General features: G+C 64.7%; 20 protein-coding genes. 8 read left to right on the forward strand and 12 right to left on the reverse strand.

All coding sequences use genetic code 11. The features are described 5' to 3' along the window. Together J2X92_RS23600 and J2X92_RS23605 are read right to left on the reverse strand one after the other, a co-directional pair. On the reverse strand, nucleotides 1–155 hold a 155-nt coding region (locus J2X92_RS23600), incomplete at its 3' end, for a dihydrodipicolinate synthase family protein (protein ID WP_307579546.1). A gap of 296 nt (nucleotides 156–451) precedes the next feature. Further along, nucleotides 452–2755, reverse strand: coding sequence for an NADP-dependent malic enzyme (locus J2X92_RS23605; RefSeq protein WP_307579303.1), 2304 nt, complete (start codon nucleotides 2753–2755; stop codon nucleotides 452–454). 242 nt (nucleotides 2756–2997) lie between these two features. Here J2X92_RS23605 and J2X92_RS23610 point away from each other — a divergent pair, with 242 nt between their 5' ends. After that, complete coding sequence (locus J2X92_RS23610) at nucleotides 2998–4338, forward strand: NAD(P)/FAD-dependent oxidoreductase (protein ID WP_307579305.1); 1341 nt, start codon at nucleotides 2998–3000, stop codon at nucleotides 4336–4338. Between the two features lie 9 nt (nucleotides 4339–4347). Here the strand turns inward: J2X92_RS23610 and J2X92_RS23615 are convergent, their stop codons facing one another. From J2X92_RS23615 to gcl, 3 genes are read right to left on the reverse strand one after another with little or no spacing between them, the layout of a single operon-like run. Then, on the reverse strand, nucleotides 4348–5256 hold the full coding sequence (locus J2X92_RS23615; protein WP_307579307.1) for a 2-hydroxy-3-oxopropionate reductase: 909 nt from the start codon (nucleotides 5254–5256) through the stop codon (nucleotides 4348–4350). A 36-nt stretch (nucleotides 5257–5292) separates the two neighbouring features. Beyond that, entirely contained in the window at nucleotides 5293–6078 is a 786-nt protein-coding gene (gene hyi / locus J2X92_RS23620; protein WP_307579309.1) for a hydroxypyruvate isomerase, read from the reverse strand. 17 nt (nucleotides 6079–6095) lie between these two features. Beyond that, on the reverse strand, nucleotides 6096–7889 hold the full coding sequence (gene gcl / locus J2X92_RS23625; protein ID WP_307579311.1) for a glyoxylate carboligase: 1794 nt from the start codon (nucleotides 7887–7889) through the stop codon (nucleotides 6096–6098). Nucleotides 7890–8000: 111 nt separating this feature from the next. Here gcl and J2X92_RS23630 point away from each other — a divergent pair, with 111 nt between their 5' ends. Further along, complete coding sequence (locus J2X92_RS23630; protein ID WP_307579313.1) at nucleotides 8001–8903, forward strand: LysR family transcriptional regulator; 903 nt, start codon at nucleotides 8001–8003, stop codon at nucleotides 8901–8903. Nucleotides 8904–8918: 15 nt separating this feature from the next. Here the strand turns inward: J2X92_RS23630 and J2X92_RS23635 are convergent, their stop codons facing one another. From J2X92_RS23635 to J2X92_RS23655, 5 genes are all read right to left on the reverse strand, one after another. After that, complete coding sequence (locus tag J2X92_RS23635; RefSeq protein WP_307579315.1) at nucleotides 8919–10427, reverse strand: carotenoid oxygenase family protein; 1509 nt, start codon at nucleotides 10425–10427, stop codon at nucleotides 8919–8921. Nucleotides 10428–10440: 13 nt separating this feature from the next. After that, entirely contained in the window at nucleotides 10441–10872 is a 432-nt protein-coding gene (locus J2X92_RS23640) for a DUF2141 domain-containing protein (RefSeq protein ID WP_307579317.1), read from the reverse strand. Between the two features lie 160 nt (nucleotides 10873–11032). Next, complete coding sequence (locus J2X92_RS23645; RefSeq protein ID WP_307579318.1) at nucleotides 11033–12115, reverse strand: AI-2E family transporter; 1083 nt, start codon at nucleotides 12113–12115, stop codon at nucleotides 11033–11035. A 103-nt stretch (nucleotides 12116–12218) separates the two neighbouring features. Then, on the reverse strand, nucleotides 12219–12923 hold the full coding sequence (locus J2X92_RS23650; RefSeq protein ID WP_307579319.1) for a GntR family transcriptional regulator: 705 nt from the start codon (nucleotides 12921–12923) through the stop codon (nucleotides 12219–12221). Nucleotides 12924–12928: 5 nt separating this feature from the next. Then, nucleotides 12929–14263: a C4-dicarboxylate transporter DctA gene (locus tag J2X92_RS23655; protein ID WP_307579321.1), complete on the reverse strand. Its 1335-nt coding sequence runs from the start codon at nucleotides 14261–14263 to the stop codon at nucleotides 12929–12931. 236 nt (nucleotides 14264–14499) lie between these two features. On the opposite strand from J2X92_RS23655, the gene J2X92_RS23660 reads away from it, so the two are divergent. Genes J2X92_RS23660 through J2X92_RS23685 form a run of 6 tightly spaced genes read left to right on the forward strand, consistent with a single transcriptional unit; the run spans nucleotide 14500 to nucleotide 21344 of the window. After that, nucleotides 14500–14976 carry a type IV pilin protein gene (locus J2X92_RS23660; RefSeq protein ID WP_307579323.1) on the forward strand — a complete coding sequence of 159 codons (477 nt, stop codon included), beginning with the start codon at nucleotides 14500–14502 and terminating at the stop codon, nucleotides 14974–14976. Between the two features lie 4 nt (nucleotides 14977–14980). Then, nucleotides 14981–15505, forward strand: coding sequence for a GspH/FimT family pseudopilin (locus tag J2X92_RS23665; protein WP_307579325.1), 525 nt, complete (start codon nucleotides 14981–14983; stop codon nucleotides 15503–15505). After that, a complete protein-coding gene (locus J2X92_RS23670) occupies nucleotides 15496–16149 on the forward strand; it encodes a prepilin-type N-terminal cleavage/methylation domain-containing protein (RefSeq protein ID WP_307579327.1) in 654 nt (217 codons plus the stop codon). Before J2X92_RS23665 ends, J2X92_RS23670 begins: the two co-directional genes overlap by 10 nt. A gap of 7 nt (nucleotides 16150–16156) precedes the next feature. Then, the gene (locus tag J2X92_RS23675; protein WP_307579329.1) at nucleotides 16157–17215 is read left to right on the forward strand and encodes a PilW family protein; all 1059 of its coding nucleotides are present in this window, start codon (nucleotides 16157–16159) and stop codon (nucleotides 17213–17215) included. After that, on the forward strand, nucleotides 17212–17847 hold the full coding sequence (locus tag J2X92_RS23680; protein ID WP_307579331.1) for a pilus assembly PilX family protein: 636 nt from the start codon (nucleotides 17212–17214) through the stop codon (nucleotides 17845–17847). The genes J2X92_RS23675 and J2X92_RS23680 overlap by 4 nt, the downstream gene beginning before the upstream one ends. Before the next feature lie 26 nt (nucleotides 17848–17873). After that, nucleotides 17874–21344, forward strand: a complete 3471-nt coding sequence (locus tag J2X92_RS23685) for a pilus assembly protein (RefSeq protein WP_307579333.1) — start codon at nucleotides 17874–17876, stop codon at nucleotides 21342–21344. Between the two features lie 51 nt (nucleotides 21345–21395). On the opposite strand, the gene J2X92_RS23690 is transcribed toward J2X92_RS23685, so the two are convergent. Then, a complete protein-coding gene (locus J2X92_RS23690) occupies nucleotides 21396–21953 on the reverse strand; it encodes a type 1 glutamine amidotransferase domain-containing protein (RefSeq protein ID WP_307579335.1) in 558 nt (185 codons plus the stop codon). A gap of 306 nt (nucleotides 21954–22259) precedes the next feature. Next, entirely contained in the window at nucleotides 22260–22679 is a 420-nt protein-coding gene (locus J2X92_RS23695) for a CBS domain-containing protein (protein WP_307579336.1), read from the reverse strand. Between the last annotated feature and the right edge of the window lie 13 nt (nucleotides 22680–22692).

The raw sequence follows: 22692 nt of genomic DNA on the forward strand, positions 1-22692 counted from the left end.
GCCTCGCCCAGCGAGCCGCAGGTCACCAGGCCGTGGATGCCGTTGCGGATCTGGAAGTCGATGTGGCGCGCGGTGCCTTCGGCATCGATGCTTTCGTCGGCGTGGAACTTGGTGGTGATGGCGGGGAAGATGCCTTGCCAGCGGGGATGGGTCATGGGTTGCTTCTTGAATCGAGGGAGGGGTGGTCGAAAAGCCCGGAGGGGCTGCCTGTTCTGCTAAATATATTAATAAGATATTTAAAATATCCGCTCAGGGTATTAGCAGATTGCATGCCAGCCCAAAAAATGATGAGCAGGCGGAAAACGGCTTGAGCGGCGGCTGCGGCGCTCCCTTCTGGCGCGTGCGGGCGCCGCGTCGTGGCACGGCGTGCACCTGATCGGACCGCAATGAAAAATGCCCCGCTGCGTTGCGCAGCGGGGCGTTCGGGCGAAGAGACGAAAGCGGGGAGCGCCTACTTCAGCGCCGTGGTCGCATTGGCCACAGCCAGCGCCGTCATGTTGACCACGCGCCGCACAGTCGACGACGGCGTGAGCACGTGCGCCGAGCCCGCGGCGCCCAGCAGGATGGGGCCGACTGTGATGCCGTTGGCACCGGTCATCTTCAGCACGTTGTAGAGGATGTGGGCCGAGTCGAGGTTCGGGCACACCAGCAGGTTGGCCTCGCCGGTGAGGGTGCTTTCGGGCAGCGCGGTGCGGCGCACTTCTTCCGACAGCGCGGCGTCGCCGTGCATCTCGCCGTCGCATTCGATGTCGGGTGCCAGCTGCGCGAACAGGTCGCGCGCGAGCCGCATCTTGCGCGCCGAGCCGCGGTTCGAAGTGCCGTAGTTCGAGTGCGAGAGAAAGGCCACCTTCGGCGGCAGCCCGAAGCGGCGCACCTCTTCGGCTGCCATCAGCGCGATGCTCGCGAGCAGCTCGGCGCTCGGGTCTTCGTTCACGTTGGTGTCGGTGATGAAGACCGTGCGTTTCTCGAGGGTGAGCGCGTTCAGCGTCGCGAATCCCGGCGCGCCGTGCTTCAGGCCGATGAGGTTGCGGATGTGCTCCAGGTGCACGTCGAAGCGCCCGACCAGGCCGCAGATCATGGCGTCGGCATCGCCCAGGTGCATCATCAGCGCCGCAATGGTGGTGTTGGAGCGGCGCACCATGGTCTTGGCAGCCTCGGGCGTCACGCCGCGGCGGCCCATGAGCTTGTGGAAGCTCTCCCAGTAAGTGCGAAAGCGTGGATCGTCTTCGGGATTGACGATCTCGAAGTCGGTGCCCGCGCGGATGTGCAGGCCGGCCTTCTGGATGCGCGCCTCGATCACCGCGGGTCGTCCCACCAGGATGGGCTGGGCCAGGCCTTCGTCGATGGCCCACTGCGCGGCACGCAGCACGCGCTCGTCCTCGCCCTCGGCGTAGGCCACGCGCTTGGATGCGGCGATCTTGGCGGCGCCGAACACTGGTCGCATGAACATGCTGGTCTGGTAGACGAAGCGCGTCAGGTGCTGGCGGTAGGCGTCCATGTCCTCGATGGGCCGCGCAGCCACGCCGGATGCGGCGGCGGCCTTGGCCACGGCCGGCGCGATGCGCAGGATGAGCCGCGAATCGAAGGGCTTCGGAATGATGTAGTCGGGCCCGAAGGACAGCTCCTGCCCCGCATAGGCGGTGGCCACTTCCTCGCTGATGTCGGCCTTGGTGAGTTCGGCGATCTCGCGCACGCAGGCCAGCTTCATTTCTTCCGTGATCTTGCTGGCGCCGCAGTCGAGCGCGCCGCGGAAGATGTACGGGAAGCACAGCACGTTGTTGACCTGGTTCGGGTAGTCCGAGCGGCCGGTGGCAATGATGCAGTCGGGCCGCACGGCCTTGGCGAGCTCGGGTCGGATCTCAGGCTCCGGGTTGGCCAGTGCCAGGATGATCGGCTGGCCGGCCATGGTCTTCACCATGTCGGCGCTCATCACGCCGGGCGCGGAGCAGCCCAGGAACACATCGGCGTCCTTGACCACGTCGGCCAGCGTGCGCGCGCCGGTGTCTTTCTGGGCGTAGCGCGCCTTGGATTCGTCGAAGCCGCCTGCCCGGCCCATGTAGATCAGGCCCTTGGAGTCGCAGGCGTAGATGTTGGCGGGCTTGACGCCCAGGCCCACCATCACGTCCAGGCAGGCAATGGCGGCCGCGCCGGCGCCCGAGACGGCGACCTTCACTTCTCCGATCTTCTTGCCGACCAGTTCCAGGCCGTTGATGAGCGCCGCGGCCGAGATGATGGCCGTGCCGTGCTGGTCGTCGTGGAACACCGGGATGTTCATGCGCTCGCGCAGCTTCTTCTCGATGTAGAAGCACTCGGGCGCCTTGATGTCCTCGAGGTTGACGCCGCCCAGCGTGGGCTCCAGCGCCGCGATGATGTCGACCAGCTTGTCGGGGTCGTTTTCGGCCAGTTCGATGTCGAACACGTCGATGCCGGCGAATTTCTTGAACAGGCAGCCCTTGCCTTCCATCACCGGCTTGGCAGCCAGCGGGCCGATATTGCCCAGGCCCAGCACAGCCGTGCCGTTGGTGACCACCCCCACCAGGTTGCCGCGGGCAGTGAAGTCGGCCGCCAGCGACGGATCGGCCGCGATGTCGAGACAAGGATAAGCCACGCCGGGCGAATAGGCCAGCGACAGGTCGCGCTGGTTCAGCAAGGGCTTGGTCGGCGTGATCGAGATCTTGCCCTTGACGGGCGAGCGGTGGTATTCGCGCGCTGCTTCGCGAAGAGCTTCTTCTGCGGGCGAGAGAGGTGCAGCCATGAAAAGTCTCCTTGTTTCTGACGGGCAATGAGGCTACCGCAAAAGTAGGGCCTGTTCAGAGAGGGGGAATGCCGAAAACGCCTGGATCCATAGCCTGCGCGGAACCGGGACGCCGGTTCGCTAAACTCCGAAAGTGTTAGCCAAGGTCAACTTACGTTGCACAAGGCAATGCAACGCCGTGCAGCCCATGCGGCCGGCCAACGTCAACCCAGACACACACAAATACAACGGAGGGGTAGCGCATGACACCCGGAGCTTTCACCACCACCGACCCCGATGTCGTGGTCATCGGCGGCGGGCCTTCAGGCTCCACCGTGGCCGCGCTGCTGGCCGACAAGGGCCACGACGTGGTGCTGATCGAGAAGGCGCAACACCCGCGCTTTCACATCGGCGAGTCGCTTTTGCCCATGAACATGCCGCTGTTCGACCGGCTGGGCGTGCGCACCGAGGTCGAGGCCATCGGCATCAAGAAGCACGGCGCCGAGTTTGTCTCGCCCTGGCACGACCACTCGAGCCACTTCGACTTCGGCGAGGCGATGGACAAGAGCTTTCCCTACGCCGTGCACGTGCGCCGCTCCGAGTTCGACGAACTGCTGTTCCGCCACGCCGGCAAGCGCGGCGCGCGCACCTTCGAAGGCCAGCGCGTGACCGGTGTCGACATGGAGGCCGGCAAGGGCACGGCCGACAACCGCCCGCTGGTCAAGGTGAAGGCCGACGACGGCACCGAAACCAGCTGGCGCCCGCGCTTCGTGATCGATGCCAGCGGGCGCGACACGCTGCTGTCGAACCAGTTCGATGCCAAGCAGCGCAACCGCAAGCATGCGAGCGCGGCACTCTATGGCCACTTTGCCAATGCCGAGCGCCGGCCCGGCCGCTTCGAGGGCAACATCTCGCTCTTCTGGTTCGACCACGGCTGGTTCTGGTACATCCCGCTGAAGGACGGCACCGTGAGCGTCGGCGCCGTGGCCTCGCCCGCGTACTTCAAGCGCCGCCAAGGCAAGTCGCTCGAAGAATTCCTGATGGAAACCATCGCGCTCGCGCCCAAGCTGGCCGCACGCCTGAAGAATGCCACGTTGATGGAAGGCGCGACCACCACCGGCAACTACGCCTACGACAGCAAGTTCTGCCGCGGCGACCGCTTCATGATGGTGGGCGACGCCTATGCCTTCGTCGACCCGATGTTCTCCTCGGGCGTGTACCTGGCGATGAACAGCGGCTTCGAGGCGGCCAAGGCGGCCGACCTGTGGCTCAAGGGCGAGGCGAAGGAAGCCGAAAAGGCCTTCCGCCACTTCGAGAAGGTCATGAAGCACGGGCCGAAGATGTTCTCGTGGTTCATCTATCGCATCACCTCGCCGGGCATTCGCCGCCTGTTCATGGCGCCGCGCAACATCTGGCGCATGCAGGAGGCGCTGCTGTCCATATTGGCGGGCGACCTGTTCCGCGACACGCCCATCGGCCCACGCTTCTGGGGCTTCAAGGTGACGTACTACGCCTCGTGCATCGGCATCCTGCCGCAGGCAGTGAAGACCTGGGCATGGCGCCGGCGCAACCTGAAAGAGTCGTTGGAAGCCGCGAAGACCTGAGCCGCAGGCTCAATCTGGCGTGACGGTGTGCTGGGCGAGCGCTTCGAGCGCGCGCACCAGCGCGGAATGGTCCTGCTGGCCGTGGCCCAGCGCCGCGCAGGCGTTCATGAGCTGCGCCGCGCCGGCCGTCTGCGGCAGGGCCACGTCCAGCGCCCGGGCGCTCTGCAGCGCCAGGTTCAGGTCCTTCTGGTGCAGCGAGATGCGGAAGCCCGGCGCGAAGGTGCGCTTGATCATGCGTTCGCCGTGCACTTCGAGGATGCGTGAGCTGGCGAAGCCGCCCATCAGCGCCTGCCGCACCTTGGCCGGATCGGCCCCCGCCTTGGAGGCGAACAGCAGCGCCTCGCCCACCGCCGCGATGTTCAGCGCCACGATGATCTGGTTGGCCACCTTGCAGACCTGGCCGTCGCCCACGTTGCCGACGAGCGTGACGTTCTTGCCCATTTTCTCGAGCAGCGGCCGCACCTGGCCGAAGGTGCCTTCGTCGCCGCCGCACATGATGGTGAGGCTCGCGGCCTTGGCGCCCACTTCGCCGCCCGAGACCGGCGCGTCGATGTAGCCGCAGCCGAGCGCGATGATGCGCTTGGCAAAACCCTTGGTGGCAATCGGATCGATGGAGCTGCAGTCGACCACGATCTTGCCGCGCGAGTCCTTCAGGCCCTCGGCCACGCCCTGCGTGCCCGGCTCGCCAAACAGCACCTTTTCCACGTCGGGCGTGTCGGGCACCATGATGAAGATGATGTCGGCCTGGCGTGCCACCTCGGCCGCCGAGGCGCAGATGGTCGCCTTCGAGATGAAGGGTTCGGGCGTGTTGCCCTGGGTGTTCACGAAAAGCTGGTGCCCCGCGTCGAGCAGGTGGCCCGCCATGGGTGCCCCCATGATGCCGAGGCCGATGAATCCGATTTTTTGAGATTGCGACATGTCTTCAGTTTCCTTGGATGCTGTTGTCTTCTTCGTTCACTTCTGCTGGGTCAGGGCCTGTCGCCATCCGAGCCCGTCGACGGTGTCCGTGCGCGGCTTGTATTCGCAGCCGATCCAGCCGTCGTAGCCGATCGCATCGATGTGCCTGAAGAGCCACGGGTAGTTGATCTCGCCCGTGCCCGGTTCCCCGCGCCCCGGGTTGTCGGCGAGCTGGATGTGGCCGATGCGTGCGAGGTTCTTCGACAGCGTGTTGCCGAGTTCGCCTTCCATGCGCTGCGCGTGGTAGATGTCGTACTGCACCCGCAGGTTGGAAGAGCCCACCTCGTCGATCAGCTCCAGCGCCTGGTCGGTGCGCGTCAGGAAGAAGCCCGGAATGTCGAAGGTGTTGATGGGCTCGATCAAAAGTCGCAGGCCGGCCGCTTCGAGTTCGCCGGCGGCCAGGCGAAGGTTCTCGACCACGGTTTTGTGCGCAGCCTCGGTGCTCACGCCCGCCGGCACCTTGCCGACCAGGCAGTTGAGCTGCGGGCAGCCCAGGGCGGTGGCGTAGTCGATGGCCATCGCGATGCCTTCGCGGAACTCGCCGGTGCGGTCCGGATGGCAGGCGATGCCGCGCTCGCCCTTGTCCCAGTCGCCGGCCGGCAGGTTGTGCAGCACTTGCTGCAGGCCGTTGGCACGCAGTGCGGCGGCGAGCTCCTTCTTTTCGAAGGGGTAGGGGAACAGATATTCCACCGCCTCGAAACCGGCCTTGGCGGCGGCTTCGAAACGTTGCATGAACGGCAGCTCGGCGAAGAGCATCGTGAGGTTGGCTGCGAACTTGGGCATGGTGCGTGTCTCCCTGCTCAGTCCAGCATCTCGGCCGCGACGGCGGTCGGTGCATCGGCCGGGTGCTCGGCCAGGGGCTCGAACTCGGTGATGTTGTCGATCTCGGTGCCCATTGCGATGTTGGTCACGCGCTCCAGCATCACCTCGATGACGACCGGCACGCTGAACTCGGCCATCAGCGCTTCGGCGCGCTGGATGGCCGGCGCGATCTCTTCCTGCGTGTTCACCCGGATCGCCTTGCAGCCCAGGCCTTCGACGACCTTCAAGTGATCGACGCCGTAGCTGCTCTCGATGCCGGCGTCAGGTCCCGCATTGATGTTGTCGAACGCGAGCTGCACGCAGTAGTCCATCTCGAAGCCGCGCTGCGCCTGGCGAATCAACCCGAGGTAGGAGTTGTTGACCACGATGTGGATGTACGGCAGCTTGAACTGCGCGCCCACCGCGAGCTCTTCGATCATGAACTGGAAGTCGTAGTCGCCCGAAAGCGCGACGATCTTGCGCGTCGGGTCGGCAGCGCGCACGCCCAGTGCGGCGGGGATGGTCCAGCCCAGTGGGCCGGCCTGGCCGCAGTTGATCCAGTGGCGCGGGTTGTACACGTGCAGGAACTGCGCGGCCGCGATCTGCGAGAGCCCGATGGTGCTCACGTAGCAGGTGTCGTTGCTGAAGTTGTTGTTCATGCACTGGTACACGCGCTGCGGCTTCATCGGCACGCTGTCGAAATTGGTCTTGCGCAGCATGGTCTTCTTGCGCTCGATGCACGACTTGGCCCAGCTGCGGCGGTCGGGCAGCTTGCCTGCAGCCTTCATCTCCTCGGCCACGGCCACGAACTGTTCGAGAGCGGCCTTGGCGTCCGAGACGATGCCGAAGTCGGGCGTGAACACGCGGCCGATCTGCGTGGGCTCGATGTCCACGTGCACGAAGGTGCGGCCCTTGGTGTACACATCCACCGAGCCCGTGTGGCGGTTGGCCCAGCGGTTGCCGATGCCGAGCACGAAGTCGCTCGCCAGCATCGTCGCGTTGCCGTAGCGGTGGCTGGTCTGCAGGCCGCACATGCCGGCCATCAGCGGATGGTCGTCAGGAATCGAACCCCAGCCCATCAGCGTGGGAATTACCGGCACGCCGGTGGCTTCGGCAAAGCGCACGAGCAGGTCGGAAGCATCGGCGTTGATGACGCCGCCGCCGGCCACGATCAGCGGGCGCTCGGCCGCGTTGAGCATGGCAATTGCCTTCTCGATCTGGGCCCGCGTGGCGGCCGGCTTGTAGGGGATGAGCGGTTCGTAGCTGTCGATGTCGAACTCGATCTCGGCCATCTGCACGTCGAAGGGCAGGTCGATGAGCACGGGGCCCGGACGGCCCGAGCGCATGAGGTGGAAGGCCTGCTGGAACACCTGCGGCACCTGGCCGGGTTCCCGCACCGTGACCGACCACTTGGTGACCGGCTTGGAGATCGACTCGATGTCCACCGCCTGGAAGTCTTCCTTGTAGAGCCGCGCGCGCGGCGCCTGGCCGGTGATGCAAAGGATGGGAATCGAATCGGCCCAGGCCGAATAGAGGCCCGTGATCATGTCGGTGCCTGCCGGCCCCGAGGTGCCGATGCACACGCCGATGTTGCCGGCCACGGCACGCGTGTAGCCCTCGGCCATGTGCGAGGCGCCTTCGACGTGGCGCGCGAGGATGTGGCCGATGCTGCCGCGCTGGCGCAGGGCCGAATACATCGGGTTGATGGCGGCGCCGGGCACGCCGAAGGCCTGCGTCACGCCTTCTTTTTCCATCACCAGCACGGCGGCCTGGACCGCTTTCATTTTTGCCATGGGACTGTCTCCTTGAGTGGCGTCCACTTTAGGAAGCAGAGGCCATTCGAAGAAGACGGCTGGGGGCCATAAAACCTATTCCACAGCGGAATAAGTCAGTACGATCCTGCCATGGACAGATTGCTCGCAATGGAAATGTTCGTGCGCGTGGTCGAGACCGGCAGCTTCTCGAAGGCGGCGCTCGAGTTCCACACCACGCAGCCCACCGTGACCAAGCAGGTCGCGGCCACCGAGGCGCGGCTGAAGGTGCGGCTGCTCAACCGCAACACGCGCGGCGTGAGCCTCACGGAACCGGGCGCGCTCTACTACGAGAAGTGCAAGAACATCGTGCGCGAGGCCGAGGAGGCTGAGAGCATCGTGCAGCTGCGCCAAAACCAGGCGCAGGGGCTGCTGCGCATCGGCACTTCGGTGGCCTTCGGCCGCCGGGTGGTGGTGCCGCTGGCGCTCGAGTACATGCGCCGCCATCCGCAGGTGCAGCTCGACCTGAGCTTCGAGGACCGCTATGTCGATCTCATCGCACAGGGCATCGACGTGGCCATCCGCATGGGCAAGCTCGCCGATTCATCGCTGGGAGCGCGCTATCTCGGCACCAACCCCTGGGCCATGGTCGCGGCGCCGGGCTACCTGAAGAAGCACGGCACGCCCAAGCGTGCGCAGGACCTGAGCGCGCACGTGGCGCTCATCTACAGCAGCGTTGTGGGCGACGAGTTCTGGCGCATGCATACGCCCAAGGGCGATGCGGTGACAGTGCCCGTCTCGGGCCGCTTTCGCTCGAACAACCTTTCCGCCGTGCTGGCCGCGGCGCGCGACGGCCTGGGCATTGCGCTCATGCCGCGCTACGTGGCGAGCGAATCGCTGGCATCGGGCAAGGTGCTCGAAGTGCTCGGCGACCACAAGCTGCCCGAGCAGGAGATCCACGCTGTCTTTCCCTCGCCCAAGCTGGTGCCGGGCAAGGTATCGGGCTTCGTGGCCTTCCTGCAGGGGCGGTTTGCCGAAGGGTGGTGGGCGGCCTGAGCGCCGCGATGCGCTTCAGGCGGGCACGAAGGCGCCGTGTAGGCCCAGCGGCAGTGCGTAGGGCAGCGTGGCCTGTGCCACCGGTCCCGCCGCCAGGTGGTCGGCCGCGAAGCACGACAGCACTGTCTTCTGCCGGCCGAAATCGAGCACCGTGCCCAGCACCCAGCCGGGCCTGGTGCCGTCCGGCACGAAGACATGCTCTTCCACCATGGCCTGGGCGCCGTAGCTGAAGCGCTGGCTGCGGCCGCTTTCGACATCGCTTCGCGCGATCGCGCCGAAGCCCGGCACGTCGAGGCGCGTCTGCGTAGCATGAACCACATGGCGATGGCGCAGGCCCACGCGCCGCGGGTCGATGCGTGGAAACTCGGCTTCCTGCGCCAGCGCCTGCTGCGTGGCCTTGCCGGTGCCGAGGTTCAGCGTGGCGACGGTCAAGTGCGGCGAGGCGCTCTTCACGCGGCGTGCGCGCATCACCTCGCGGTTGGAGGTAAACACCGAGTCAGCGTTGTCCGAACGCACGTAGTCGATGTGGACGAGCGTGCCGCGCGGCGTGTCTTCTTCCCAGGCATTGCCCACATGGAACAGGAAGCCGGCCGGCAGCGTGAGCATCTGGCGCCGCTCCCAGTTCTGCTTGTCGACGACCAGCGCGCGCATGCCGAGTTCCGGCCGCCAGACGTGGGCGTCGAGAAAGCTCGCGCCGGCCTCCTTGCGCTTGCCGTCGTAGACCAGTGGCGGCATCAGGAACACCAGGTGCCGCTCGGTCACGGCGAAGTCATGGACCATCGGCATGTCTGCCACCGGCACCACGGCTGCGCGCCGCAGCGTGCCGTCGGGCGCAATTTCGTACAGCGCCAGCAGGCCCTGGCCGGAACTCACGCCAAAGTTCCACACCGTGCCGTCCGGATCGACCTTGGGGTGGGCCGAGAACGGCATGCCCGCGAGGTCGGCGCGCCAGGTCTTCACGCCGAGCGTGTCCAGCGTGCGCGCGTCGACGCGCGTGGCCGAGCCGCCTTCCCACAGCGCCAGCACCTCGCCTTGCATTGGCAGCACGCTGGTGTTGGCGACGTTGATGCTGTCGGCCGAGGTCGGTGGCTCGACGCCCGGCGGCATGGTGCCGAAGGCTTCGAACAGGCGGCGGCCGGCCCGGGCCTCGGCCACGCGCTTGGGGGTGGCGACGTAGCGGCCCTGGTGCCGCACGTCGGTGCCTTCGATCACGAAGCGGTGCACCATGCCGTCGCCATCGAACCAGTGGTGATAGCGCTCGCCGCCCAGGTCGTGGCCGGCCGGGCCGATGCGAAACAGCGTGCCGGCCACGGCATCGGGAAAGCGCCCGCGCACCGTGGCGCGGGTCAGCGGCAGGTCGTCCGGCGGCGTGGCGAAGCCGGCCTTCCAGGGCGCGCCGGCGGCTTCGAACTGGGCTTGCCAGTCGTCGGCGGTGCCGGCCGCGCGGGCCAGGGGTGCCAGTGGTGCCAAGAGGGGCAGGGCGCCGGCCGAAGCCAGCAAGCGCAGGAGTTCGCGTCGTTCCATGGCGGTTTGCTCCTCAGCGCAGGTGAATGACGGTCTGCAGGTCGGCCTCGACGCTGATCGCCGCAGCTTCGAAGGCCGGCGCGGCGCGGTTGCCCTTTGCGTCGTTCGAGAAGCCGTAGCGCTCGGCCGGCATGCCTATGAGGTTGGTGTCGAGCTTGCCGTTGCCGTTCTCGTCGGCGAACGCCCGCAGCGCGTAGCGCCCGGGCGCCAGTCCCGTGAAAACGAGACGGGCCTTGCCGCCCTGCATCGGCGCGGTCTGCGAGGCCACGGCCTTGCTGTCGGCGTAGCTCGCGGCGTCGTTGTACAGCGCCACGTAGAGCGTGGCTTCGGTGGCCGGGCCGTCGGCGACGGAAAGGCTCAGGTCGGCTGCCAGCGCGGTAAGCGGCGAAAGGAGTGCGGCGGCGCACAGGGCGCGCACACCCGGGCGGGAGAGATGGGAGTTCATCGAAAAGGCCTCGTCGGAAGTTGGAGGCCTAGACGATCTCGCAGGCGCCAGGCGCTCGCCAGCACCTTGCGATGAAACGCGAAAATGCACGCGCGAAATGCACGCGGCAAGCGCGGGGCGTGCCGCCTGGTGCCCAAGCCCGCCCTGCTTGGGCCTTGCTTCAGCTGTTCTTCTTGTCTTCGCCGGGCTCGGCTTCCAGCTGGCCCGACTCGATGAACAGGCTCCACGCCGCCATGAACAGCGCCGCGATCACCGGCCCGATCACGAAGCCGTTGACGCCGAAGATTGCCATGCCTCCGATGGTCGACATCAGCACGATGTAGTCGGGCATCTGCGTGTCCTTGCCCACCAGCACCGGGCGCAGGACGTTGTCGACCAGCCCGATCACGAACACGCCAATGAAAATCAGGATGCCGCCCTGCCAGAAATGGCCCGTTGCCAGGTAATAGATGGCCACCGGGCCCCAGATGAGCGCTGCGCCCACGGCAGGCAGCAGCGAGAGAAAGGCCATCAGCACGGCCCACAGCAGCGCGCCCTGCACGCCGAGCAGCCAGAACGCAATGCCGCCGATCGCGCCCTGCGCAATGGCCACCGCCACGTTGCCCTTCACCGTGGCGCGGATCACGGTGGTGAACTTGTTGAGCAGGTAGTGCGTGTGCGGCTTGGCCAGTGGCACCGCTTCGCGCATCATCTTCGACAGACCCGCCCCGTCGCGCACCAGGAAATACAGCAGGTACAGCATCACGAAGAAGCTGATGACGAAGTCGAAGGTGTTCTGGCCGATGGTGAGCGCCTGGCCTGCGATGAGCTGGCTGCCTTGTGCGGCGCCTGCGGAAATCCTGGCTTGCCAGGCCTCCATGTCGCCGAGGTTGAAGCGGTCGAAGATGCTCAGCAGCCATTGCGGCAAGGCATTGAGGATCTGCTGGAAATAGGCCGCGAAATTGATCTGCCCGGAACGGATGTTCTGCGTGACCTGTACGATTTCCTGCACCAGCGACACCCCGACCATGGCCAGCGGAAGAATCACGATGAAGAGGCAGATGGTCAGCGTCGACAACGCCGCCGCGTTGTGCCGGCCGGGCATTTGCTTGAGCAGCCGCTTGTAGAGCGGGGTGAACAGGATCGCGAGCGCAACGCCCCACAGCACCGCGCCGAAGAACGGCATCAGCACCCACAAGAAGGCAACAGTGACGACGGCGAGCAGGGCGAGGAACACGCCGCGCTGGAGTTGGGGTGAATTCATAGGTGATTCGGACTGTAGCCGAGCCGGAACACGCGCCCGTGTCGGCCGGCAGGCCCTTGTCCCTGTAGCCGCTTTGGCCGGCGCCGAACCGACCCGGGCGGCGTCAGCGCCTGGCGCGCGGCAGCGCTACCGGCGCCAGGGTGGCGCGCAGCCGGGCCGGGGCGTCGGGCTCGGCCGTGGGGTCTACCTCGAGTGAGCGCTCGACGTTGCCGATGTGATCGATCATCAGCGCGCGCGCCCGGGCCGTATCGCCGGCCTCCAGTGCGGCGACGATGGCGCCATGTTCCGCGCAAGACTGCCCGGCCTCGTGCCGTGACTGGTAGAGCGTGGCGGCCAGCGTGGTGCGGGCGGTGAGGTCGCGTAGCACGTCGACCAGCAGCTGGTGCCCCATCTGCTCGGCCAGGCACACATGAAAATCCGCCAGCAGGAAGGCGCGTGTGGCGGCGTCGGCAGCCTCGATGGCGCGCTGCTCGTCCGCAATGTGGTCGCGCAGCTTGCGAATCACGTTCTGCAAGGGCCGGCCTTCGCTTTCGGCCAGGATGCCGGCTTCGACGATGCGCCGCGCCGAAAAGGCATCGCGCGCTTCGTCGGCCGAGGGCTCCACCACGTACCAGCCGCGGCGCGACTGCACCTCGACGAAGCCGCGCGCCTGCAACTGCATGAGCGCCTCGCGCACCATGGTCCGGCTGACCGCGAAGTTCTCGGCCAGCGCCTGCTCGCCAAGCCGTTCGCCAGGCGCGAGCTTTTGCGCCAGGATGGCCTCGACCACCCGTTCGGCAATGGAGGTTGGAGTGACGTCGGCGGGCATCGGGCTCAGTGGCTGGCGGCTCCCGCACCCAGGGGCGCGGCGGGCAGCTCGGGCTCGGCCAGCGGCTCGTCGTCGGGCGACTCGGTTCCATTGAGCACGGCATGGGCGCGCTCGCGGTCGATATCGCCCTCCCAGGCCGCAATGGCCACCGTGGCCACGCAATTGCCGATCAGGTTGCCCAACGCGCGGGCGATGCCCATGAACCAGTCGACCGAAAGCACCAGCACCAGCCCGATGGCGGGAATCGCCGGAATCGCGTGCAGCGTGGCCGCCAGCACCACGATAGCCGAGCCCGGCACGCCGTGCGCGCCTTTGGAGGTGACTAGCGCAATGGCCAGGATGGTCAAGAGGTCCGCCATCGAGATCGGCGTGTTGGTGGCCTGCGCGATGAACACGGCCGCCAACGTGATGTAGATCGAGAAGGCGTCCAGGTTGAACGAGTAGCCCGTGGGAATCACCAGGCCCACCGTCGAATCGCGAATGCCCATGCGGCGCAGCTTGGCCATGATCTGAGGCAGCACGCTGTCCGACGAGGTGGTGGCGAACACGATCGCGAGCTCTTCGCGCAGGTAGCGCAGCAGCTTCCACAGGCTGAAGCCCGAAAAGCGCATGACCAGCCCGAGCACCACGAACACGAAGATCAGCACCGCGCCGTAGAAGAGGGCGACCAGCATGCCGAGCTGCTTGAGCGAGCCGATGCCGTATTTGCCCACCGTGAAGGCAATGGCGCCCAGCACGCCGAGCGGCGCCAGCTTGATGATGATGCCCATGATCTTGAACAGCACCAGCGAGAGCGCGTCCACCACTGCGCCCACCGGCTTGCCGCGCTCTCCGAGCAGCGACAGCGCGCAGCCGAACAGCACCGCGAACAGCAGCACCTGCAGCACGTCGCCGGTGGCAAAGGCGTTCACCACCGTGGTGGGAATCAACTTCATCAGAAACTCGACCGTGCCGCCGCTCGTGAGCTTGTCGGCGTTGGAGGCGTAGGCGCTCATGGCGTTGGCGTCGAGCTTGCCCGGGTCCACGTTCATGCCCACGCCCGGCTGGAACACGAAGGCCAGCACCAGGCCCATCGCCAGCGCGATGGTGGTCAGCACCTCGAAGTAGATCAGCGCCTTCACGCCGACCCGGCCCACGCGCTTCAGGTCGCCCGCGCCCGCGATGCCGTGCACCACCACGCAGAAAACCAGCACCGGGATGATCATCTTGATCAGCTTGATGAAACCGTCGCCGAGCGGCTTGAGCTTGACGGCGAACTCAGGTATGAAGAGGCCAGCGAGCACGCCTAGCACCAGCGCAATGACGACCTGGCCGAAGAGGGATTTGGCGAAACGGGGCATGGGGCGACCTTCCATCGGTTGAATGCAAGATCACCGAGATCTTGCATACAAGCAATGTAGGCAAGAAGACTCAGATTCCGTTCGAGGGTATTCCCGTCTTCCCTGCGGGCGTCGCACTCACGCAACCAATATGAATTAGTGTGACATTTTCACATTACTCACATATAGTCACATTCAAATGACTTGCGGGCCCGCTTTCGCTTCAAATAGAGAGCGGGTGGCCGAACGGGTAGCTTATGTATCAGTTCTTGAGAAAATCGAAGGCGGCGTCGATGCGTTCCAGCTTGTCCGGTCTCCGGACGAGGCTGGCGCGGGTGCGCGGCTTCACGCTGATAGAGGTGATGATCACCGTCGCGATCGTGGGGATCCTGGCGGCCATCGCATACCCATCCTATGCGTCCTACATCCGCAAAGGGAAGCGGGCGACTGCCCAGGCCGCCCTGATGGATCTGGCCAGCAAGGAACAAACCTACCTTCTCGACCGGCGTGTGTACACCACCGTCCTGGCGGATATCGGTTTCGTGATGCCTACCGAAATCCAGAGCGCCTACACGATCACGGTCGCTTGCTCTCCGGCGGACTGCTCGTCTGGCGGCTTCACGGCAACGGCCACTCCCGCGGGGAGTCAGGCCGTGTCGAGTGAGCAGGCAATAACGATCGACAACACGGGCGCCAAGACACCCGCAAACACCTCGGGTTACTGGGGCAAGTGACGCGATGGAAAACCCGGAGTCATTGACCCAGGCTCGGCGCGAGGCGCGGCGCGGTCGCCAGGTCGGCTTCACGGCCATCGAGTTGATGGTCACCGTGGCAGTCGTCGCCATCCTGGCGGCGCTGGCCATGCCCTCGTTCCAGCAACTGATTGCAACGCAGCGGATCAAGTCCGTCGCCTCGGCGCTGACTGAATCGCTTTGGGTCGCTCGCAGCGAGGCACTCAAGCGCAATGACAACGTGGCGTTCAGCTTCACGAATGCGGGCAGCAACTCCGTCGTCGGGGACTGGAACATCACCCAAAGCAGCGACGGAACGGGCACCGCACTCCTTCAGCAGGCAGGCTCCCCCTCCGTCGTATCCACCACCTCGACGGGCGGCAACCTGCTGTTCGTCTTCAACTCCTCCGGCCGGCTGACTTCTGGCGGCTCGTCCTCGATCCAGCTCAGCGTCCCGTCTGCCAACGTCAATCGCTGGGTCTGCATTTCTGCCAGCGGCCGGGCCGTCACCCAATCGACATCATGCTCGTAACTGACCTTCATCGATTCCGTGCGCGGGCGACCGGCACGCGCGGCTTCACGCTCATCGAAGTGCTGGTGACCATCGCCGTGATGCTTGTTGGCCTTCTGGGCGTGATCGGGATGCAGGCCAGGGCGGCCGTCATCGAATTTGAGTCATATCAGCGTGGCGAGGCGCTTGCGCTGGTGCGAGAAATGCAAGCCCGCCTGACCGATTCGCGAACCATCGTGACCGGCTACCTCGATTCTGCCGTCAGTTCCACCGACGGCAGTGTTTACGTGGGTTCGGGCGCGAATGCCAAGGACTTCAGCACCGCTTCCGTATGCGTCGGGGGAGCAGGCGTTCCGCTGGCGGAGGCAAAGTTCGAAATGTGCCAGTGGGGGCTGGCGCTGCAAGGCACGGCGGCCATGGAGGGCACTTCGAAGGTCGGGGCCATGATCGGCGCCCGCGGCTGCCTGATCCGGGTCGTCCCGGCGGAGAACAACGCGCTGGCCGACATTTACGTCACCGTGGTGTGGCAAGGTAAATCGCGTGGTGCTGAACCAGATGCCGATTCTCCAGCGGGCAAGTGTGCCAGCGCTGTGAATTTCGGTGCCGGGCTGCGGCGCGGCGCAACCGTCCGCGTACTGGTGCCGGACTTGCACAAGGCATCTTGAGGCCTACATGTACCACCTCGCCCGCACCTCGATTTCACAAAGTCGTCCCCGTCATCAACGAGGGCTCACGCTCATCGAATTGATGATTGCGCTCGCCATCGGCCTGCTGATCGTCGCGGCCATGAGTGTCCTTTTTGCTGGCGGAAGCCAGTCCCGACGCGAGATTGAAATGAGCGCGGACGTGAACGAAAACGGGCGCTATGCCCTGGACGTTCTGAACCGCGAGTTGTCGCAGACGGGGTTCTACGGATCCCTGGTCAAACCCACGGCGGCCACTACCAGGATTCCGGCGGACATGACTGTAGCGACAGCCATGTGCCTGACCGGAGTCGCGAATCTTGCCGCCTGGAAAGACTCGTTGACCTACAACGTACTGGGGCTTGGCAGCGCGTCAGGCGCGAATGTCGACGCGGATCCATCTTGCATCGCGCGCAAAGCCGGGACCGACGCGCTTTTCATTCAGCGAGCGAGTACCTGTGCCGTCGGCGACCCGAATTGCCCGGCCGAGTCGAATGCAGATGCCTATTTGCAGGTGTCCGAGTGCGGCACCGAATACAGCACGACTCCGATCGTTCTTGGACGGGGCGGTACCGGTGCGTCCACGTTCACGCTTCAAACCAAAACCTGCGCCGGCACGGCGGCACCGAAGCGCAAGCTCGTTCGCCGCATCTACTACGTCAGTGCGGCGAACGCGCTGAGCTATCAGGACATTCCGCTCAGCGGCGGGCTTCCCGATCCAGTGGTGCTGGTCGAGAACATCGAGCAGCTGCAAATCGAGTACGCGTTCGACACAGGCACCCCCGCAGACGGAACACCCGATGTGTACGCGGCCGCGCCCGATGCGCTGGCTGTGCCGCCTACCGACTGGACGCAAGTCATCGGCGTACGAATCTGGCTGCTGGCCCGCTCCAGCGATCCGAGCCGGTACACCAAGAATGCCGCGAGCTTCGTGCTCGGCGGGGACACCACCGTCAGCGTTACCGCAAATTCCGCCGGCAACCCGAAGCGGCGCGTCTACAGCACTTATATCTCTTTCATCACCCCCAAGGCCCGCAGCGAATCATGAAGATGCCAAGTGTCCGCCGAGCGCACCGTGCCCAGTCCGGCGCCGTGCTGATGATCGGCATGGTGATGCTGCTGATGATCAGCCTCATCGCGATCAGCGTCATTCGGCTGTCCACGCGCCACACGCAGATTGTCGGCAATGAGCAGGTGCGATCCGAAGCAGTAGCAGCAGCAAATTACGCGCTCGATACGGTGATGAATCAGCCCTACACCAGCTGGGATCCGTCGTACAGGACCGCAACAGGCTCGACCACCAGCGTCAATCTCGGCACGAGCAAGACCGATGACAGCGCCGCCGGCACCGCCGGTTCGATGAACGTCGCGATCAAGAACCTCGAATGCAAGCGTGCCCGCGTGATCAAGAGTGCGGAACTCGTCCAGAGAAATGCGTCCGGCACCTATTACGTGGCCTCGACGGACGCCTCCTGCTTTGGTGGCGGAGGTTCCCCCGGCCTGACCATCGTCGATACGAGCGCGTCGGGCTCTCCCAACGATAACTCGCTGTGCGCCACCGTGTTGTACGACATGCAGGCGCAAGCGAACGATCCGAAGCTGCTGAGTGCCGCGCCGCTTGTCCAGCAGGGCGTTGAGGTTCGCACGGACATCACGGCGCTCACGGACAGCTGCTCCTGATCGCGATATAGCCAGAAAGATCACCGATGAAAACCCTTTCCTTCCGACTCGTCGTGGCGATTCTCGCCGTCACGGTCCTGCACTCGCGGGCCGCGGCCGAAGACATCGACCTGTATGCAGGCGGAGGAAGCGCCTCGGCGCCCAATGTTCTCTTCTACCTGGACAACAGCTCAAACTGGTCGGCCAACAATCAGGCTTGGAGTTACTCGTCTGTCCTGGCGAAGTGCGGAAACTACAGTGGCTCGGCACGGACCACATGCCAAAGCTACGTCTATCAAATCTTCTGCAATTCGACGTCAGCCTGCAGCGGGGATCCAAAGTTGGTGCAAGGGCAGGTCGAAGTTCGCGCGCTGAAACTCGTGCTCAACGAACTCGCGTGCCCGCCAACCGGAGCCGCCGCAGTGGACATCAATGCCGGCTTGATGATGTTCAACAGCGGTTCGGTCGATGGCAACAATGTCATATCGGGCTACATCCGCCATGAGATCAAGCCGCTGAAGGACCAGTGCACGGTTACCGACGTAACGAAGTCGATCATCGCGGACCTGACCAACATCGACGCCAACATCACGGGATCGGATTTCAAAGGACCCTCCTCGGCCGAATACGGCGCCGGCCTCTACGAGGCCTTCAAGTACTTCGGCGGCTGGTCGCGGCCAGACCTGGTCGCCTCCGGTTCCGGCGGTACGGCCGGCTCCCCGGTGAGCGCCACGGGGTTCGGCCCCACGCGCTATGGCACCAAGAACGCCCTTGAGGACCCGAATGCATTCACGAACGCTACGGAAAGGACCATCTACAAGAGCCCGATCGACGCGAACAGCTGCGGCAAGAACTACATCATCCTGATCGGCAATACGTGGCCGAACCAGGAGTACGGAACCGATACGAGCGCCTCACCGTATCCCACGAACACCCTGATGTCGCGTCTCCGCTATGACCCGGGGCTGCAGATCTATCCGACGCCTCTGACCACCAACGACAAAACCAATGTCCGCTTCGCCGACGAGTGGGCCAAATTCCTCTACGACACCGACGTGAACTCGACCGACGGCCAGCAGAGGGTCGAGACCTTCACGATCGACGTCTACAACCAATCGCAGGACCTGAAGCAGGCGAAGCTGCTTCAGACCATGGCAGCCGTCGGCCGAGGCAAGGTACCCGGCGACTACGCCGGCGGCTACTTTGCAGTGGGCGGCGATCTGCTGGCGCTGATCAACGCGCTCAAGCAGACCCTGACCCAGATCGCATCGGTCAACAGCGTGTTTGCGTCCGCCTCGCTGCCGGTGAGCGTGAATGCCCAGGGCACCTTCCTGAACCAGGTGTTCATGGGCGTTTTTCGGCCACAGGAAAGCGCCTATCAGCGCTGGGCCGGCAACATGAAGCAGTACAAGTTTGCGCTCAATGGCAACGCTCTTTACCTCGCCGATTCCACCACCGACGCGGCAGGCAATCCCAATCCCGCAGTCGACACGTCGAGCGGCTTCATCCTGAATTGCGCGGCGAGCTACGGGACGGCCGACAGCGGCACTTACTGGCAGAGCGTGACCGGGACGGCGTCGAGTTGCGGAAACGCGAACTACTCCACTTTAAGCAAGTACTCCGATTTGCCTGACGGTCCGCTCGTCGAACGGGGAGCCACTGGTCAGAAGCTGCGCAATCTTGGACATGCAGCCCGCAACATCCGGACTTGCACAGACACCACCTGCGGTTCCGTGGTCGACTTCAACGCGACGAACGTGACGATTCCCAGCGCGGGCCTGAGCAAGGGCACCACGAGCGCGACCTTGGTCAACTGGGCACGGGGCCAGAATGTGGGCGACGGCAACAGCACCTTCAACTCGTCCGGCGATCTGGTCACCACGACTTACCCGGCAACGGACCCGAGCACCGGCACGGTGACACCAGGCCCCACCACTCGCCCGACGGTGCACGGCGAAGTGGTTCATTCGCGGCCCCTCGCGGTGAACTACGGCTCGGGCAGCACGAACGACGTCGTGGTGTTTTACGGCGCCGGCGACGGCATGTTGCACGCGGTCAACGGCAACCAGACCGGCACCGGCGCCGGCAACGAACTCTGGGCCTTTGTCGCGCCGGAACACTGGAGCGGCACCGACAGTACGGGGTCCTGGAATCTGCTGGATCGGGTGCATTCGAACTATCCGCTGATCAAGTTCCCCGGTGTAACGGCCACCGGCGCCGCACCGAAGACCTACTTTTTCGATGGTTCCATCGGCGGCTACCAGGAGGTGGCCAACGGCGTGTTGAGCAAGCTGTGGATCTACCCGACTATGCGCCGCGGCGGGCGTGCGGTCTATGCGTTCAATGCAACGAACAAGCCCGGCACCGGCGGCAATCAACCGACGCTGATGTGGAAGTTCAGCAACACCGACAACAGCAACCTGGGTCAGACCTGGTCCACGCCGGTCGCCATCCGCGTGAAGATCGGAACGGCAACTACCACGCTGGTCGCCTTCGGGGCCGGCTACGACAGCTGCGAGGACGACGCGACCATCACCTGCACGCAAGGGCGCGGCATTTTCGTGATGGACGCCGGAACCGGCAAAGCGGCCAACTATCGATTCTTCGATCTGGATTCGACGGCCGGCCGCTTCGTCGCCGACATGACGTCGGTCGACGTCAACGGTGACGGCATCATCGACCTCCTGTACGCCGTCGACACGCGCGGCAATATCTGGCGCATCAACACCACTAACCCGAACAGCAGCTACGCGAGCTACAGCAGCGTCGCCGACTGGCCGTGGAACAAGATCGCGACGGTGAGCGACTGGACCACCGCCTCGGAACAGCGCAAGTTCATGAATGCACCCAGCGTCGTCATGCTTGGCACACAGGCAACCGTTCTGGTTGGCACGGGCGATCGCGAAAAACCCCTGGCCTCAGGCAGCGCCGCATTGGTCAACAACCGCTTCTACGGCATTCGTGACGACATCACCAAGACAGGGCCAACGACGGCCACCAAGCCCACGGTCGTGAACGGCTTCGGCACCGATGCATCGCTGGCCAGCGCCAATCAATTGACGAACGTGACCAGCGTCACCACGACTGTCGATCCGACGACCTTGGCGCCGAATGGCTGGTACAGGAATCTTTCCACCACGAGCACGCCGTTCGAGCAGGTCGTCACCACGCCACTGACCATCGGCGGGCTGACTTACTTCAGCACGTTCCAACCCAAAGCGACGAGCACTCCCGGCAGCACGAACCAGTGTTCGAACCTGGGTGTCGGACGGGCGTACAAGGTAGATTTCCAGACGGGCGTGATCGCGCCGAATTCGGCAGGTCTTTATGCGCCGGACACGTTCAGTTCTCAGGGCATTCCACCGTCGCCTGTAGGCGGGTTGGTTTCCATCGATGGGAAGACCGTGCCATTCTGTATTGGATGCTCGGGGCCAACTGTCTTGTCTCCGAACAAGATCGTTCCCAAGGTCAAACCTGATCGCAAGCCGGTCTATCGGTACCAGAGGATCGACGGCTAAGAGAACCTACTGGTTCCGTGAGACCGACCGCTAAAAGAAGGGGCAAGTCGCTCAAGCGTGAGCGAGCGCCCCTGCAAACAGCCTGACCATCTCCCGATCGAAGACCGGCAGGTCCTGCGGCTTGCGGCTCGTGATCAGGTTGCCGTCGACCACGACTTCGCTGTCGACCCACTTGGCGCCGGCATTCGACAGATCGGTGCGGAGGGATGGCCACGACGTCAGCGTGCGGCCCTGGACCGCTCCGGCCTCTATCAGCGTCCAGGGTCCGTGGCAGATGGCGGCCACGGGCTTGCCGGCTTTGAAGAAGTCGCGAACGAAGGTGACGGCCTCCTCGTCGATGCGCAGCGCATCGGGGTTCATCACGCCGCCGGGCAGCAGCAGCGCATCGAACTCATGCGCTGCCGCCTGCGAAAGGGGTATGTCAACGTTGAACTCATCGGCCGTTTTGTGATGCTTCCAGCCGCTCACCGTGTTGTTCTTTGGCGAGACGATTTTGGTAACGGCGCCGGCCGCCTCCAGGGCTTTGCGGGGCTCCGTCATCTCGGACTGCTCGAAGCCATCGGCCACGAGAATGGCGACCTTGGCGCCATCGAGAAGGGTTTTGCTCATGGGGAATCCTTTCGGCCGCATCCTCAGAAAAAAAGACATCGGCTCGTCGTTAGTGCTCTCAACTTGAAGGGGGGATGTGGCGCGCTTTTCATGCCATGCGCTTTTGCCCACGAGCCAAGCTCATTGGGCGGGTCCGCCAGCTTGTCTGGGGATCCTTGCGTCGTGCTCTCCAAGTTTCACAAAAGCACCGTCGGGGCCCAGAGGAGCGCACCACATCCGAAAAACAGATTGCGCCGCCGGTGGCATTCCTTGTGTCAGCGAGATGCCGAAGCACTGTAGGAATTTGGCCGACGGCGGCTCTTTTTTTCAGGCGGGTTCCGAGATTTCGCAGAGCGCTTCGGCCGCGGGCGCCGGTTTGCGTTCTTTCACGGCAATGTCGCCCAGCGCCACGATGCCCACGAGGCGCTTGTCGCGGTTGACGATCGGCAGGCGCCTGATCTGGTACTCGCCCATGATCGCGGCAGCGCGCGTCACCGGCTCGTCTTCGTAAGCCCAGCGGATGTGCTCCGACATCACGTCGCGCACCTTGGCGTCGCCGCCGCGGCCTTCAGCCACCGCTCGAATGGCGATGTCCCGGTCCGAAATGGAGCCGATCATCCGATCGTTCTCACCCACCGGCATCATGCCGAAGTCGCCGTCTCGCATGCAGCGCGCGGCCTCGGCAATCGTTGCGTCGGGACTGATGACTTGAACGTCCCGGCTCATGACATCCTTGATCGTGTGCATAAAAAATCTCCTC

Source organism: Variovorax paradoxus (genome assembly GCF_030811855.1).
GTDB lineage: Bacteria > Pseudomonadota > Gammaproteobacteria > Burkholderiales > Burkholderiaceae_C > Variovorax > Variovorax paradoxus_L.

What these genes read in the sequence shown, in the direction of transcription:
- J2X92_RS23605 (WP_307579303.1), bottom strand. Translation starts at nt 2,755, where the DNA reads ATGGCTGCACCTCTCTCGCCCGCAGAAGAAGCTCTTCGCGAAGCAGCG.
- J2X92_RS23610 (WP_307579305.1), top strand. Translation starts at nt 2,998, where the DNA reads ATGACACCCGGAGCTTTCACCACCACCGACCCCGATGTCGTGGTCATC.
- J2X92_RS23615 (WP_307579307.1), bottom strand. Translation starts at nt 5,256, where the DNA reads ATGTCGCAATCTCAAAAAATCGGATTCATCGGCCTCGGCATCATGGGG.
- hyi (WP_307579309.1), bottom strand. Translation starts at nt 6,078, where the DNA reads ATGCCCAAGTTCGCAGCCAACCTCACGATGCTCTTCGCCGAGCTGCCG.
- gcl (WP_307579311.1), bottom strand. Translation starts at nt 7,889, where the DNA reads ATGGCAAAAATGAAAGCGGTCCAGGCCGCCGTGCTGGTGATGGAAAAA.
- J2X92_RS23630 (WP_307579313.1), top strand. Translation starts at nt 8,001, where the DNA reads ATGGACAGATTGCTCGCAATGGAAATGTTCGTGCGCGTGGTCGAGACC.
- J2X92_RS23635 (WP_307579315.1), bottom strand. Translation starts at nt 10,427, where the DNA reads ATGGAACGACGCGAACTCCTGCGCTTGCTGGCTTCGGCCGGCGCCCTG.
- J2X92_RS23640 (WP_307579317.1), bottom strand. Translation starts at nt 10,872, where the DNA reads ATGAACTCCCATCTCTCCCGCCCGGGTGTGCGCGCCCTGTGCGCCGCC.
- J2X92_RS23645 (WP_307579318.1), bottom strand. Translation starts at nt 12,115, where the DNA reads ATGAATTCACCCCAACTCCAGCGCGGCGTGTTCCTCGCCCTGCTCGCC.
- J2X92_RS23650 (WP_307579319.1), bottom strand. Translation starts at nt 12,923, where the DNA reads ATGCCCGCCGACGTCACTCCAACCTCCATTGCCGAACGGGTGGTCGAG.
- J2X92_RS23655 (WP_307579321.1), bottom strand. Translation starts at nt 14,263, where the DNA reads ATGCCCCGTTTCGCCAAATCCCTCTTCGGCCAGGTCGTCATTGCGCTG.
- J2X92_RS23660 (WP_307579323.1), top strand. Translation starts at nt 14,500, where the DNA reads ATGTATCAGTTCTTGAGAAAATCGAAGGCGGCGTCGATGCGTTCCAGC.
- J2X92_RS23665 (WP_307579325.1), top strand. Translation starts at nt 14,981, where the DNA reads ATGGAAAACCCGGAGTCATTGACCCAGGCTCGGCGCGAGGCGCGGCGC.
- J2X92_RS23670 (WP_307579327.1), top strand. Translation starts at nt 15,496, where the DNA reads ATGCTCGTAACTGACCTTCATCGATTCCGTGCGCGGGCGACCGGCACG.
- J2X92_RS23675 (WP_307579329.1), top strand. Translation starts at nt 16,157, where the DNA reads ATGTACCACCTCGCCCGCACCTCGATTTCACAAAGTCGTCCCCGTCAT.
- J2X92_RS23680 (WP_307579331.1), top strand. Translation starts at nt 17,212, where the DNA reads ATGAAGATGCCAAGTGTCCGCCGAGCGCACCGTGCCCAGTCCGGCGCC.
- J2X92_RS23685 (WP_307579333.1), top strand. Translation starts at nt 17,874, where the DNA reads ATGAAAACCCTTTCCTTCCGACTCGTCGTGGCGATTCTCGCCGTCACG.
- J2X92_RS23690 (WP_307579335.1), bottom strand. Translation starts at nt 21,953, where the DNA reads ATGAGCAAAACCCTTCTCGATGGCGCCAAGGTCGCCATTCTCGTGGCC.
- J2X92_RS23695 (WP_307579336.1), bottom strand. Translation starts at nt 22,679, where the DNA reads ATGCACACGATCAAGGATGTCATGAGCCGGGACGTTCAAGTCATCAGT.